The following is a 14,511-nucleotide window of genomic DNA, read 5'->3' as shown; positions in this document are numbered from 1 at the left end:
TCACACCCGAATTGAGTTTTAGATAAATCTAAAAATTTCGTTGATGACTAAAGCCCCCTTTTTGCAGCTTGAAAATAAATTTTGGGGAAACTCCTGTTGATTTTAATTCTTGACTTTATATAATATCTTTGTTATTATATATAAAATCAAATATTATTTAAAGCGTTGAATCAGGAAGAGTAATTATAAGTTTACTTTTATAAGAGAGCCGGATCAGCTGAAAACCGGTAAAGTAATTTATAATGAAAATCACCTGACAGCCGTAGAACTGAAATCATATGTACAAATATAATTTTAGTAAGTTCTAACGAATTTGCTGCGCGTTAAAGCAGCTGGCTCTCTGATTTATCAGGCAGCAAAAATCTGTAACACAAGGATGGTATCCCTTTTTCCTTAATGGAAAGGGATTTTTTATTTTACAGAGTTTTTAACCGTAATGGGAGCAGATAAGCAGATACAAGAAAGGAGGACAGAAATTACTATATAGTTTTAAAATTGAGATAAGATTTTGAAATTTATTGTTTGAAATGTAGTTTAAAATAATTAGAGTATAGAGAAGGAGAGAATATAATTATGAATTATAAACTGTTTTTGGTTCTTTTATTGACATTTCTACTGATTTTTAGTGCTTTATCAGTTTCTGCCAGAACACTTACTGTAGCTACTTCTAATGACGCTCTGACCCTTGATCCGTATATGTTGAGTGAAACTCCAACAAACTCTGTAAACTTTAATATATTTGAAGGACTTGTATTTTTTGACTCAGATTTAAATATTCTGCCTGGACTTGCAAAATTATGGGAAACAGAAGATGATACCACCTGGGTATTTCACCTCAGAGAAGGAGTTAAGTTTCATAATGGTGAAGAAATGACTGCAGAGGATGTAAAGTTTTCTTTTGAAAGAGCAAAAAATCATCCTAAATCTCAGCAGAAAAGTTCAGCCGCTGATGTGGAATCTGTATCTGTCCGGGACAAATATACTGTGGAATTAAAAACCACCTATCCTGCACCTGTATTAACAAGAAAGATACAATCTGTCGTTATTTATAATAAAGATTATGTTGAGTCAAACAGTGATCAGCATCTGCAGAATAATCCTGTTGGCACAGGACCATATATGGTCGAATCCTGGAATAAAGATGAAGAAATGGTATTAACCTTTTTTGAAGATTACTGGAGAGAAAAACCGGAAGTAGATAGAGCGGTTTTAAGGCCTATTTCCAATCCGGCTACGAGAGTGGCTGTACTTCTGAGTGGAGAAGTTGATGTTTTAATTGATCTACCTGTACAGGATATGGAAAAAGTAGAAAAGGCAGAAGGAGTCAATGTTATAAGCATACCTGATACAAGATTAATCTTTTTGGGCATGAATTATCAGGAAGGACCATTTGCAGACAAGAGAGTCAGACAGGCTGTTTATCATGCTATCAACGAAGATGCCATAGTTGAACATGTAATGAATGGCCATGCATATCCAGCTTCACAGCTTTCGCCAGATTTTGTTTTTGGTCATGATTCGAATTTAGAAAGATTAAAATATGATCCAGAAAAATCTAAGCAACTTCTGGCTGAAGCCGGATATCCAGATGGGTTTACAGTTCAGTTTGATTCTTCCAATGATCGCTACGTTAATGATGGTCAGATTGCACAGGCCGTTGCCATACAGCTGGCTCGTGTCGGTATAAATGTTGAACTAAATGTACAGACTAAATCTGCTCATTTTGATAAAATACTGGCCAGAAATACTGATTTTTATCTGCTGGGCCTTTCTTCCAGTGGTGATGGAGGTAGTGCTCTTGAGCTTCTTGTGCACACTCCTGATGATAAATATGGAAGATTTAATCTGGGCAATTACAGTAACGAAGAAATTGATAGTGTGATTGAAGAAGCAGCCAAGACAATAGATGAAGAAAAACGTTTAAAACTTTTGCAGAAAGCTGCCAGAATGGCAATGGAGGATGTGGTATTAATACCTCTGCATTTTCAGGAGCAGCTTTATGCAGTTAAAGAAAATGTAGACTGGACTCCAAGACCTGATAAATATTTAAAACTTTACAATATAGGGTTTAAATAAAATCAGCTGGATTTTAAGTATAAAAAAATATAATGGGGTAAAAGAGACCGTCCTAATGTCAGACACTTTTTATTTTATCTCTGAAAAATATTTTTTAATTATCTGAATAAAAAAATATTGACAAAGAGATCATAATTTGTTATTGTTATTTAAAATCTAATAAATAATTAGTTATTTTAAAGTGTTTGACCGGGAAAATTAATTATAATCAATCTTTTACAGAGAGCCAGATAGGCTGAGAACTGGTATTGAAATTGTAATTAAACTCACCCGTTAGCTGTAAAGCCGAACATTAGGCATAAGTAGGTTTTGCCGGGCCTGTTTTCCGTTATCCAAAACAGTTTATCTAAATAGATTTTGTATTTAGGTGGTACTAGGTTTTGCAAGGATGGTCTCCCCTTTTTTTCCTTACAGGAAAAGGGGATTTTTTGGTTTTTTTATAGTACAAAACAATACAATAGGAGGTGTTTAAGTAAAAATATCAGAATGTAGACTGGACACAAGGCCTGATAAATATTTAAAAATTTACAGTATGGGATTTTAAAAATAAGTATTATCCAGGGGAGAAATTTCTCTCCCGGAATAAATAATTGAGTAGTTGAGGAGGGATAAATCCATGCTAGAATATATTGGGAAACGAATATGGCAGACTTTAATTGTTCTGTTTTTGGTCAGTATTATTGTTTTTGTTATGGTAAATGTAAATGGAGACCCTGTTCAATCACTGCTTCCACCTGATGCAGAGCCGTGGGCAGTGGAAGAATTAAGGACATCTCTTGGTCTTGATAAACCACTGTATGTACAGTATTTTATGTTTGTAAAAAATGCTCTGCAGGGTGATATGGGAATTTCATATTATCAGCAGACACCGGCATTAAATCTTGTACTGGATAGACTTCCTAAGACAGTAGAACTGGCACTTGCTGCAATTTTGATTTCCATTATTATTGCGATTCCGGCCGGTGCATATGCTGCGGTAAAACCTGAAAGCCCGTTTTCTAAATTTATAATGTTTGGTTCACTGGCAGGGATTTCACTGCCGACGTTTTTATCCGGTATTTTGCTTATACTTATTTTTGCAGTTACTTTTTCCTGGCTCCCTTCGTCTGGAAGAGGCGATGCAGCTCAGTTTTTGGGTATGAAGTCGAGTCTGTTTACACTTGATGGCTGGAAACACATAATAATGCCGGCGGCTACTTTGGGTTTATATATGGTTGCAATGCTGATAAGACTTGTTAGGGCAGGTATGATGGAAGTTCTAAAACAGGATTATATTTCATTTGCTAAAGCAAAAGGTATGCCCGGCAGAATAATATATATTAGACATGCATTAAAAAATACTATGATTCCAGTTATAACAGTTATTGGACTTCAGCTGGGAAGGTTGATAGGATTTTCTATGATTACAGAGACTATATTTGCCTGGCCCGGAATGGGAAAATTGATTTTAGATTCTATTAATAGATTAGACAGACCCGTAATTATGTCATATATACTTGTTGTTGCAGTTATTTTTGCATTTATAAATCTAACAGTGGATCTGCTTTATTATTTCTTTGATCCAAGAATAGAGCTAAATTAGGAGGGGTAAAGAATGAGAGAGAAATTGAGAAAAGCCTTAAATTCAGATCTATTCTACAGCTACAAAAATAATAAGCTGGTTATACTGGCCAGCATTGTGCTTTTGTTGATAGTTTTTAGCAGTGTGTTTGCAGCTTTTATAGCTCCACATGATCCTTATAATCTTGCTTCTGTTTCACTAATGGACAGCATGAGGCCCCCATCCTGGATGGAAGGTGGAGTAGGGAAATTTGTATTTGGATCTGATCTTCAGGGAAGAGGAGTATTGAGTACAATTCTTTATGGTACAAGAATTTCTATAATGGTGGGACTTGCTGCAGTAGCTTTAGGTGGAACTGTAGGTGTTACACTGGGAATGATATCAGGATATTTTGGTGGTAAGGTAGATAGTGTAATTATGAGAATGGCAGATGTACAGCTTTCTTTTCCTACTACTATGATTGCAATTACAGTTATGGCCTTCTGGGGTCGGGGAATTTTAAAACTGATTATTGTTATAGGACTGGCTACCTGGGTAACATATGCCAGAACTGCCAGAGGTTCTACTTTATCTTTAAAAAATAGTGAGTTTATAGAAGCAGCAAAATTGATAGGAGTAAGTAAAACAAAAATAATTATGAGGCATGTACTGCCAAATATTTTGACACCCATTATAGTTATTGCCACAGTACAGATTGCACAGGTTATTATGCTGGAAGCAACATTAAGTTTTCTTGGTATGGGTGTTCCTCTAACTGAACCTTCTTTAGGATTGATGATTTCTGATGGGTATAAGAGGCTTTTAAGCGGCAGCTGGTGGCTTGTCATATTTCCCGGTGCTGTTCTTGTTATGATAGTACTGTCTATTAATGTTATTGGAGACTGGCTGCGGGATACTCTAAATCCAAAATTGAAATAATTTTTCTGCTGAGAAGCTAGAATAGGAGGAATAATAATGCAGAAAGAAAAAATTCTTGAAGTTAATAATCTAAAAACATATTTTTACACTCGAGAAGGGGTAGTAAAGTCGGTAAATGGAGTAAGTTTTGAAGTTAATAAAGGTGAGATACTGGGAATTGTTGGTGAGTCTGGTGCCGGAAAATCTGTAACTGGATTTTCTCTGCTGAGGCTTATTGAAGAACCTGGAGAAATAGTTTCAGGTGAGGTTAAATTTAAAGGTCAGGACCTGCTTAAAATGAGCGAAAAAGAAATGAATAAAATACGCGGCAATAAAATTTCCATGATTTTTCAGGATCCGATGACCTCTCTTAATCCTGTGCTGACAGTAGGACGTCAGATTACTGAAGTGCTTATATTTCATCAAAATTACAGCAGAAAAGATGCTCGAAGAAGAGCAGTTGAACTGCTGGAGATGGTAGGTATCTCATCTCCAGAAAAAAGAATAGATCATTATCCATCACAGTTGAGTGGAGGAATGAGGCAGAGGGTTGTAATTGCTATAGCATTGGCCAGTAATCCAGAAATTTTGATTGCAGATGAACCTACAACAGCTCTTGATGTAACTATTCAGGCACAGATTATAGGTCTGATGAAAAACTTAATCGATAAGTTTAATACTTCAATGATAATAATAAGCCATGATCTGGCACTTATCTCGGAAATTGCAGATAAAATTATGGTTATGTATGCAGGAGATATAATTGAATATGGGGATAAGGGTAAACTGATCAGTGAACCTGCCCATCCATATACACAGGGTTTGATTGACTCACTACCGGTGCTGGAAAGAGATCAGAAGCGCTTAAATCAGATAAAAGGTTTAATGCCAAGTCCGCTTGATCTCCCGGAAGGATGTAAATTTAAACCAAGATGTGATTATGCCGGTGATGACTGTCCAGAAGGCACAGAACTATTTGAAGTGAGCAAAGCTCATTTTGCCACCTGCAGAAAAGCTCAGTTTTTTTCTAAAAAACTGATGCGGGGAGTTGGTTAGAATGAGTCTGCTGAAAGTAGATAATCTAAAAAAATATTTTGCAGTAAGCAGCGGGTTTTTAGCCAGACTGAGAAAAAAAGAAAGTTATGTACATGCAGTAAATGGTGTTTCTTTTGATATTAAAAAAGGAGAGACACTAAGTCTTGTTGGAGAAAGCGGTTGTGGAAAATCAACAATTGGTAGAACAGTACTTGGGTTATATGAACCAACTGCTGGAGATATATATTATGACGGCCGTAGAGTGAATGATATGTCGGAAAAAGAAAAGTTCAAATTAAAAGAAAAGATGCAGATGATTTTTCAGGATCCTTATTCTTCCTTAAATCCCAGGCAGAAAGTCAAGGAAATAATTAGTGAGCCAATTAGAACACACAATATTGTTTCTAATGAGGAAATGGATGACTATATATTAAAACTTCTGGATAAAGTTGGTATTGATGAATCATACTTAAATAGGTATCCACATCAGTTCAGTGGGGGACAAAGGCAGAGAATTGGTATTGCCAGGAGTTTGGCTGTGGAGCCGGAGTTTATTGTTGCTGATGAACCTATATCTGCTCTTGATGTATCTATCCAGGCTCAGATATTGAATTTAATGATGGATCTGCAGGAAGAATTTCATTTAACTTATCTCTTTATTGCACATGATCTTAGTGTTGTCAAACACATCAGTGATCGAGTTGCTATTATGTATCTCGGCAAGGTGTTTGAGATAGGGGATAAAAAAGAGATTTTTGATCATCCTGTACATCCATATACTGAGGCACTTTTTGTATCCATTCCGAAACTTACAGAAAAAACAAAGGAAAATTTTGTATCACTGGAAGGCGATGTGCCTGATCCAATTTACTTACCCTCAGGCTGTTATTTTCACTCCAGATGTAAATATGCCAGCAATATATGCAGAGAAGTAGAACCAGAACTTAAAGAAATAGATGGAAGGCAAGTAGCCTGTCATTTATATGACTGAGAGGAGAGATAGGTAATGGAAATGATCTATAAAATGATTGATAAAAAAGAAGAAGCTATGATTAATGCAGTTGAAGAACTTGTTAATATTGACAGTGGTTCATATACAAAAGAAGGAATAGATAAAGTAATTTCTATAAATAAAGATGTTTTTGGAGATATGGGTTTTGAAATAGAAATTGATAGAAAGGAAAAGAGAGGAAATAATATGACGGCAAGAAAAAAAGGAGAATTAGATGGTAATTTCCTTTTTCTCTGCCATGTTGATACTGTTTTTAAAGAAGGAACCGCTGCGGAAAGACCATTTACTGCTGATCGAGAGAGTGACAGAGCTTTTGGACCTGGAGTATGTGATATGAAATCAGGAGTTGTAGTTTTGAGAACAGCTCTGGAGGCACTTTTTTCATCAAAACAGAAGCTGCCGGATATAACAGTTATATTAAATGGTGATGAAGAAATCGGTTCACCTTCGTCCAGGCCATTAATAGAGGCGGCTGCTGAAGAAGCTACCCACTGTTTTGTTATGGAGCCGGGCAGATCTGGAGATGATGTCGTTGTTTCCCGCAAAGGTGTAGGGATTTTTGCAATGGATATTGAAGGGAAACCTACACATGCAGGTTCAAATCATGCTGAAGGAGCAAGTGCTGTTGAAGAACTTGCTCGTAAAGTCCTTGATATTCACAGTTTGACAGATTATGAACGGGGAATTACTTTAAATGTGGGTGTTGTTGAAGGGGGAGAAAGACCAAATATTGTGGCAGAAAAAGCCCATGCAGAGATTGACTTGAGATTTGTAAAAAAATATCAGGGAACTGAAATGGAAGCAGAATTGAATAAAATTGCAGCAGAAACATATATTGATGGTACGAAAATAGAATTAAGTGGTGGAATAAATCGTCCACCTATGGAAAAAAATAAAGAAGTTGAGAATATGTATCAGGCATATAAAAAAGCTGGTGAAGAACTCGGACTTGACATAGGAGCTGTTTCTACTGGAGGAGCTTCTGATGGGAATTTTGTTAGTGATATGGGAGTGCCGACACTTGATGCATTAGGTGCAGTTGGTGGAAATGCTCATAATGATAAAGAATATATTGTTCTTTCATCTCTTAAAGAAAGAGCCAAGGTGCTGGCAGGTGGACTTATAAATTTAATTGAAGATATTAATGGTAATGGCTGAGTTTAGGATTGTGCATAATAATTTTTTGAATATGTTAAGATTCAGCATAATAGAAAATTTCTATAAATGGACATAAGTAAATAAAAGTAATTTTTTAAAAAAAGAGCAGAAGAGAAGGAGAGATAATTTTGAGAGCTTATAAAAATTTTAAGATGGTTGATGTTAAAGCAGGAAAAGTTGTGGAGAACTGTGTAATTTTAGTTGAAGGTGAATATTTTAAAGAAGTTGGAGCAGATGTTGATATACCAGAGGGAGTGGAAACTGTAGACCTCGTTGGGAAAACAGTACTGCCCGGCATAATCGATGCACATATACATTCACTTTCTGATGGTTCAGCTGATCCCCATAAAGTTCGTGAAGAAGAAAATGATGCATTTACAATTGTTAAAGCTGTCAGAAATATGGAAAAAACTCTTCAGTCTGGTGTTACTCATATAAGAGGGATGGGTGCATCCAATTTTTATGATCTCGGGCTTAGAGATGCAGAAAAGGCAGGTTTTTTATCAGGTCCAAGAATGCAGGTTTCTGGTAGATGTATTACAATGACAGGTGGGCATGGATACAAAGAAGGAAGAGAAGCTGATGGTACAGCTGAGGTTAGAAAAGCAGCCAGAGAACAGCTGAAAGCAGGTGTTGATGTAGTTAAAATAATGGCTACAGGTGGGGTTATGACACGAGGTGTAGAACCTGGTTCACCACAGCTGACTGAAGAAGAAATAAGAGCAGCAGTAGAAGAAGCACATAAAGCAGGCCGTAAAACTGCAACACATGCACAGGGAACTGAAGGAATTAAAAATGCCGTAAGAGCAGGAATTGATTCGGTTGAACATGGAATTTTTTTAGACAAAGAAGTGGTAGAAATGATGGCAGAAAGGGGAACATTCCTTGTGGCAACACTGGTGGCTCCATACTGGATTGTAGAATATGGAGTGGAAAATGGAGTTCCAGAATTTGCTGTTGAAAAATCCAAGAAATTAATTGATGATCATATGAACAGTTTCCGTATGGCAAAAGAAGCCGGTGTAAAAATAGCCATGGGTACAGATGCTGGAACACCATTTAATAAACATGGTAAAAATACATATGAATTAAAGAAAATGGTTGAAGCAGGTATGACTCCTCTTGAGGCAGTACAGGCTGCAACTCTCGGTGGGGCAGAGCTGCTGGAAGTTGAAGATGTTTTAGGTTCAATTGAAGCAGGCAAATATGCAGATATGGTAGTAGTAGATGGGAACCCACTGGATAATGTAGAAGATGTATTCAATGTAGAGGCAGTATACAAAGCTGGATCTCTGGTTGCAGGCACCTGTTAATAAAATTAAAAATTTGTAAAACTTTAATATTTAAATAATTATCTTCAGAAAAAGAGCTCTGCCTAAAATCAGAGTTCTTTTTTTTGAAAAATTTTTTATTCGGATAATAAAGGTATTAAGCGGTATTTAAAGAAATAAGTATAGAGATAAATAAATTTGGTATCAAATTTATGTTTAGTTTTAAAATTTTGCAGATGGGAAAAAATCAGATTGGATGTTAAATACCTGTATATGGTAAAAAAATTTTCTTAAAAATAAAATTGAAATTGGTAAATAGTAAAGTTTACCAGTAAACCTTGTGGACTTGCACCAGGGGAGGATCAATTAATTGTTTTTTAAACTACTGATGTTATTTGTAACAGTTCCACTAATAGAATTAATGCTTCTTATTAAAGTGGGAGAAATTATAGGGATTTTTAATACAGTACTGCTAATTATTTTTACAGGAATAACAGGAGGGAGTATTGCCCGCAGTCAGGGATATCAGGTTGTACGTAAAATAAGAAGTGATCTCAACAGCGGCAATCTGCCGGCAGATGAGATGGTAGGAGCCCTGCTGATATTGGCTGGAGGAATAATGCTGTTAACTCCGGGTATACTGACCGATGTCTCTGGCTTCGCTTTAATTTTACCATCTTCACGCAAAATTATTGCTAAATATGTAAAAGAAAGATTTGTTAAATATCTAAAAAGTGATAAGGTAAATGTCTATTATAATGGGAGCAGGTATAATAATAGTGCGGAAGATACCGATAGAAGTAATTTTTCTGGTGATGATTTTATTGATGTAAATTATGAAGATGTTGAAGAAGAGGAAGATGATAATAAAAAATAGAGAACTATTAAATCCGCCCACTATCGGGCGGATTTAATAGTTTATAATATGTTTTTTCTGTATTTTAAGCATTTTCTAAGACAAGTTTTCTTTCAACATTAAATGCTTTTGGTACTGCAAAGCTGCTGGCAAGTTCCATTTCATAGATTAATTTGTTTGTCATTAATATACATACTTTAAATGCAGAGTTTAAATCATTTTCAAAGCTCTGTTTATTTTTCAGAAACTTTTGATGTTCATTTTCGATAAATTTTTCCAAAGACATATCGTAAATAAATCCATTTTCAAAACTGTTTTCAAAAAAGTCATCCTCTAATTTGTGTGCAGCCCGATTTAAACGCCACTCATATAAAATATGCTTAACAGATCTTTCTATAAAATAGCTGTCATTATGTGCTCTTGTAAAAAAATCTGCAATATAATGATATAATTCACCCAGCTTAACAGAAAAGCTGAATTTGTTTTCATATGGATTGATATTTTTCATTGAGTCAAAATTCTCAAAAAATATCGCAATAGACTCATCTTTGAAATGGCTGATTTCATCTTTTACAAAATCGGGTTTAACACTACCAACTGCCAAGCCAAGTTTAGAAATTTCTATATCCCTTCTGGTGAAATAATTGTAAGCTTTATAAGCCAGAAGTTTATGTGTTCTTGCGTCCAGTTTGAATACCTCCTAAATATTTTTAATCGCTTTTTTTATAATAACATAAATTCGGCAAATAAACAAATAGAAATTTGTAGCAAAAATTTATCTGCTCTTTCTTGCTGCTATGATAATCTAGTCAACTTGCCTCAGACCCTGTTTTATGGTATAATATAGCAAAAACAGGAGCTATAGAATAAATAAAAGGATAAATAAATCATCGGTTTGAATTATTTCTGTGGCAACTAAGTCTGGTAAATTGACAAGTAGTGTTGTGGTAAAATTATTATGCATTTGCTAGACTCCTTTATGGATTTTTTGCTTATTCAAATGATTAATTCAACGGAGTTTGGCAAATGTATTTTTTTATTTAGAATTTTTTATAATTTACATTTTTTCCTCACAACATTAATTATCGAACCATTACAAAGGTTCGGGAAATCAAGCAAACTTAAAGAAATTTTTGTCATTATAGGCAATAACAAATAATAAACTTTAAAAATTTTAGATTTATCCGGTAATATTCGGTACACAGGAAGTCACCTGAAATAATTTTTGAAGGGGACTGATTGTGATTTTATAGATAACTGTCTTTAATATTTATAAGAAAAATTTTAAGGCAGACAGTATGTGAGAAGGGAAACTAGGACAAAAATTAAAGGAGGAAGAATATGAGCAGAAAGAGTCTATTTTTATTTGTTAGTTCACTGATTTTCGTGCTTGTCCTGGGGCTATCAGGATTTGCAAGTGCCGCTACTGATACAGTAACTGTCGGTATAGCAGCCCCACCCCGGACTATGGATCCCCATGGGTCAGATGCTGATTCAAACTTGTCTATCATGAGCAATATTTTCGAGGGATTGTTACAGAGGAATTCTGAAGGTAAACTTTTACCAGCTTTGGCTACAGACTGGGAAAGAGTTAACAGCCTCACCTGGAGATTCAAACTTCGTAAAGGTGTTAAATTTCATAATGGAAATGATTTCACCTGGGAAGATGTTAAATTTACCTTTAACCGCCTGAGTAATCCAGAAGTTTCCGAATTCCTTGCTTTTGGCGGAAACATTGATTCAGTTACAATAGTTGATGGGAATTCCTGGTTAATTGACATCAAGACCAAAGAAGCAGTTCCTTATTTTGCACAAAACCTACATCAGATTTTTATAATGGATAAGGAATCCACAGAATCTCGTTCTCAGGGAGAGGTTGGAACTAAACCAATTGGAACCGGTCCTTATAAATTTACTGAATGGGTAAAGGGTTCCTACTTAAAATTGGAAGCAAATCCGGATTACTGGGGAGGACAGCTGGAAGTTAAACAGGCTGAATTTCGGCCGATAACTGAACCATCTACCAGACTGGCCGCTATTAGTAGTGGACAGATAGATATACTACAGGGGGTACCGGTGACTTTTATTGATAGTATAACCAGTAATTCTCAAATTGAATTAGTTACCAGACCTTCCCGAAGATCTATATTTTTGTCTATCAATAATGATGAAGGATCTCCTACAGCTGATGTCAGAGTCAGAAGAGCTATGTATATGGCTATAAATGAACCAGAGATTATTGAAAAAGTTATGCTTGGTCATGCTTCACCTGCTGCACAGATTCCTGATCCACCAACCGTCGGTTATTCAGATCAAATTGAACGTATTTCTTATGATCCAGAAAGGGCTAAAGAGTTACTGGCAGAAGCAGGGTATCCTGATGGTTTTGAAATAACCCTTTCAGGGCCAAATGATAGATATGTTCAGGATGAACAGATACTCCAGGCAGTTGCCAGTTATATGGAAAAGGTTGGAATCAAATGTAATGTTGATGCCAAGCCAAAATCTATTTTCTTTGAAGAAGTAGCTCATCAAGAACTGGATTTTTATCTAATTGGCTGGTTTGATGGGTCTTATGATTATGGTCGTTCCTTTTCGAAGCTGCTTCATTCTGTAGTTCCTGATAAAGGACTGGGTTCAACAAATGGTACCAGATATGGTGACCCAGTACTTGATAATCTTTATGCCCAGTCAACTAAAATAATTGATCCTGCAATCAGAGGTGAATTACTTAAAGTCTTAAACCGTCTTGCCATGAGTCCAGAAAAAGTTGCAGCAATTCCACTTCATTACCAGGAAGATACCTATGCTCTTTATAAGGATCAGGGCATTAATTTCACTCCTCGTTCTGATACCTGGATTGTCTTTAAGGAAATGTCTCTGAACTAACCTGCTGGAATCAATAGCTATCACTAATGCTTTTAATACTTTATCATAGAATATATCACGGAAAATTTTCTTTAGTTCATTTTTCTTGCTGGTCTTTATATGTTGGATTTTTTCCATTGATTAACACTCCAATATAATTGGTGAGTGTTCCTCATTAGTGTATTGTTTAATTTAGAAAGGCAATGGGAAAAATCCTTTTTTCTTATCTATCAACATTATATAAAACCAGGTTGTTTTCTGCCACATAGGTTTTAAAGACTGTAGTATCATATATAAAAAGATCAGACAGTAGAAGATCAATTTTTCTGCATAGTGGTTCATTAATATCAACAAGATGATAAAAAAGTTCTTCTAAATTATCTTCAAACTTGGTCTTAAAACGAGAAAACTGGGAGATATCAGGGACAGAATTAAAACCACAGAAATCTCTTAAATCACTGCTTAAAGCAAAAATATTAACTAAGAGTACAAGGAAGGATTGGAATCTCTAATATTTTTTGCAGGATAAAAGCAGAAAGTATTGATTCTAAGCTGTAAGTTCTATTTCTACCAAAAATTTATGTCATAAACCCTGTTATTTAGAGTCTTAAACATTATACATACGACTAAAATTAATATTAGTAAGGGGGAATTAAATCATGAGAACATATGTAGCAAGAAGATTTATCCAGGGGCTTGTTGTTTTATTAATAGTGTCCTTTATAGCATTTTTTATATTTCAATATTTAGGTGACCCGGTAATGGCCCTGGCCGGTAGATATGCATCTCAGGCCCAGCGGCAGCAGGTACGAGAGATGCTGGGGCTAAATCAGCCTTTTTATATCCAATATTTATCTTTTATTAATAATGCCTCACATGGTAAATTTGGTATGTCCTATGTTACCAGAGTTCCTGTCCTTAACCTTATACTAGAAAGATTGCCCGCCAGTTTAGAACTAGCCTTTGTAGCTGAACTAATTACAGTAATATTAGGAATTTCTTTTGGAGTATTTGTGGCAGCCAGACCTCGGTCAATTTTTAGCAATATTTTAATGACCGGATCTCTTTTCGGGGTTTCTTTACCAACTTTTCTGGTGGGGATAATACTTATTTTTATTTTTTCAATTAATTTCAATATATTACCACCTTTTGGACGGGGTGAAGTGGTTCAGATTTGGGGCAAATGGCGGAGTGGACTCTTGACTTTAAGTGGTTTAAAACACATCATTATGCCTGCCTTTACCCTGGGAATGTTTCAGATGGCTCTACTTTTTCGGTTAACCCGTGGATCAATGCTGGAGATACTGGGTAATGATTATATTCGAACCGCCAGGTCTAAGGGTGTTAGTGAAAGAATGGTTCTATTTAAACATGCCCTGAGAAATGCCTTGATTCCGGTTATAACAATGATTGGACTACAATTTGGACAACTTATTGGTTTTTCTATTGTTACAGAAAGTATTTTCCAGTGGCCAGGAGCCGGAAATCTTCTTCTTACATCAATGTACGAAAGTGACTTTCCAGTAATAGCAACCTATATAATTATGGTAGCAGTAATTATCGTAACACTAAATGTCTTTGTTGATATTTCCTATGCCCTGCTAAATCCTAAAATAAGGTATAATTGAGGTGATAGAAGTTATAGTCTGCTAGCAAACCTCGTGGGCTTGCCCCGAGAAAAGAGCAGACGGTTTTGAATTTCAATTATTATGTTTAGCTAATAATAATTTTGCAAAAAGGAGAACGTTTGTTTGCATAAGCTTCCTATTTAGGGTAT

General features: G+C 35.5%; 12 protein-coding genes. 10 read left to right on the top strand and 2 right to left on the bottom strand.

Annotation, left to right across the window (positions count from 1 at the left end):
* Positions 1 to 573 precede the first annotated feature (573 nt).
* From DER71_RS10680 to DER71_RS10645, 8 genes are all read left to right on the top strand, one after another.
* Entirely contained in the window at positions 574 to 2,076 is a 1,503-nt protein-coding gene (locus DER71_RS10680) for an ABC transporter substrate-binding protein (protein ID WP_114458081.1), read from the top strand.
* A 616-nt stretch (positions 2,077 to 2,692) separates the two neighbouring features.
* On the top strand, positions 2,693 to 3,658 hold the full coding sequence (locus tag DER71_RS10675) for an ABC transporter permease (protein WP_114458082.1): 966 nt from the start codon (positions 2,693 to 2,695) through the stop codon (positions 3,656 to 3,658).
* A gap of 12 nt (positions 3,659 to 3,670) precedes the next feature.
* Entirely contained in the window at positions 3,671 to 4,555 is an 885-nt protein-coding gene (locus DER71_RS10670; RefSeq protein ID WP_114458083.1) for an ABC transporter permease, read from the top strand.
* A gap of 36 nt (positions 4,556 to 4,591) precedes the next feature.
* Positions 4,592 to 5,590 carry an ABC transporter ATP-binding protein gene (locus DER71_RS10665; protein ID WP_114458084.1) on the top strand — a complete coding sequence of 333 codons (999 nt, stop codon included), beginning with the start codon at positions 4,592 to 4,594 and terminating at the stop codon, positions 5,588 to 5,590.
* A 1-nt stretch (position 5,591) separates the two neighbouring features.
* Positions 5,592 to 6,560 carry an ABC transporter ATP-binding protein gene (locus DER71_RS10660; protein WP_114458085.1) on the top strand — a complete coding sequence of 323 codons (969 nt, stop codon included), beginning with the start codon at positions 5,592 to 5,594 and terminating at the stop codon, positions 6,558 to 6,560.
* Between the two features lie 15 nt (positions 6,561 to 6,575).
* A complete protein-coding gene (locus tag DER71_RS10655) occupies positions 6,576 to 7,739 on the top strand; it encodes a M20 family metallopeptidase (protein WP_114458086.1) in 1,164 nt (387 codons plus the stop codon).
* 128 nt (positions 7,740 to 7,867) lie between these two features.
* Positions 7,868 to 9,052: an amidohydrolase family protein gene (locus DER71_RS10650; RefSeq protein WP_199505573.1), complete on the top strand. Its 1,185-nt coding sequence runs from the start codon at positions 7,868 to 7,870 to the stop codon at positions 9,050 to 9,052.
* A 328-nt stretch (positions 9,053 to 9,380) separates the two neighbouring features.
* Positions 9,381 to 9,887: an FxsA family protein gene (locus tag DER71_RS10645; protein ID WP_114458087.1), complete on the top strand. Its 507-nt coding sequence runs from the start codon at positions 9,381 to 9,383 to the stop codon at positions 9,885 to 9,887.
* A 64-nt stretch (positions 9,888 to 9,951) separates the two neighbouring features.
* Here the strand turns inward: DER71_RS10645 and DER71_RS10640 are convergent, their stop codons facing one another.
* The gene (locus DER71_RS10640) at positions 9,952 to 10,530 is read right to left on the bottom strand and encodes a zinc dependent phospholipase C family protein (protein ID WP_114474622.1); all 579 of its coding nucleotides are present in this window, start codon (positions 10,528 to 10,530) and stop codon (positions 9,952 to 9,954) included.
* A gap of 677 nt (positions 10,531 to 11,207) precedes the next feature.
* Here DER71_RS10640 and DER71_RS10635 point away from each other — a divergent pair.
* The gene (locus DER71_RS10635; RefSeq protein WP_114459014.1) at positions 11,208 to 12,755 is read left to right on the top strand and encodes an ABC transporter substrate-binding protein; all 1,548 of its coding nucleotides are present in this window, start codon (positions 11,208 to 11,210) and stop codon (positions 12,753 to 12,755) included.
* 202 nt (positions 12,756 to 12,957) lie between these two features.
* Here DER71_RS10635 and DER71_RS12565 read toward each other — a convergent pair whose 3' ends face one another.
* Positions 12,958 to 13,152, bottom strand: coding sequence for a hypothetical protein (locus DER71_RS12565; protein ID WP_369834990.1), 195 nt, complete (start codon positions 13,150 to 13,152; stop codon positions 12,958 to 12,960).
* 241 nt (positions 13,153 to 13,393) lie between these two features.
* Between DER71_RS12565 and DER71_RS10625 the strand changes: the two genes are divergently transcribed.
* Entirely contained in the window at positions 13,394 to 14,362 is a 969-nt protein-coding gene (locus DER71_RS10625) for an ABC transporter permease (RefSeq protein ID WP_114459015.1), read from the top strand.
* Positions 14,363 to 14,511 lie beyond the last annotated feature (149 nt).

Source organism: Halanaerobium sp. DL-01 (assembly GCF_003338615.1).
In the GTDB taxonomy this organism is placed as follows: domain Bacteria; phylum Bacillota; class Halanaerobiia; order Halanaerobiales; family Halanaerobiaceae; genus QPJE01.
This window is presented reverse-complemented; position numbering and strand designations above follow the sequence as displayed.

What these genes read in the sequence shown, in the direction of transcription:
- DER71_RS10675 (WP_114458082.1), top strand. Translation starts at nt 2,693, where the DNA reads ATGCTAGAATATATTGGGAAACGAATATGGCAGACTTTAATTGTTCTG.
- DER71_RS10665 (WP_114458084.1), top strand. Translation starts at nt 4,592, where the DNA reads ATGCAGAAAGAAAAAATTCTTGAAGTTAATAATCTAAAAACATATTTT.
- DER71_RS10680 (WP_114458081.1), top strand. Translation starts at nt 574, where the DNA reads ATGAATTATAAACTGTTTTTGGTTCTTTTATTGACATTTCTACTGATT.
- DER71_RS10660 (WP_114458085.1), top strand. Translation starts at nt 5,592, where the DNA reads ATGAGTCTGCTGAAAGTAGATAATCTAAAAAAATATTTTGCAGTAAGC.
- DER71_RS10670 (WP_114458083.1), top strand. Translation starts at nt 3,671, where the DNA reads ATGAGAGAGAAATTGAGAAAAGCCTTAAATTCAGATCTATTCTACAGC.
- DER71_RS10625 (WP_114459015.1), top strand. Translation starts at nt 13,394, where the DNA reads ATGAGAACATATGTAGCAAGAAGATTTATCCAGGGGCTTGTTGTTTTA.
- DER71_RS10635 (WP_114459014.1), top strand. Translation starts at nt 11,208, where the DNA reads ATGAGCAGAAAGAGTCTATTTTTATTTGTTAGTTCACTGATTTTCGTG.
- DER71_RS10655 (WP_114458086.1), top strand. Translation starts at nt 6,576, where the DNA reads ATGGAAATGATCTATAAAATGATTGATAAAAAAGAAGAAGCTATGATT.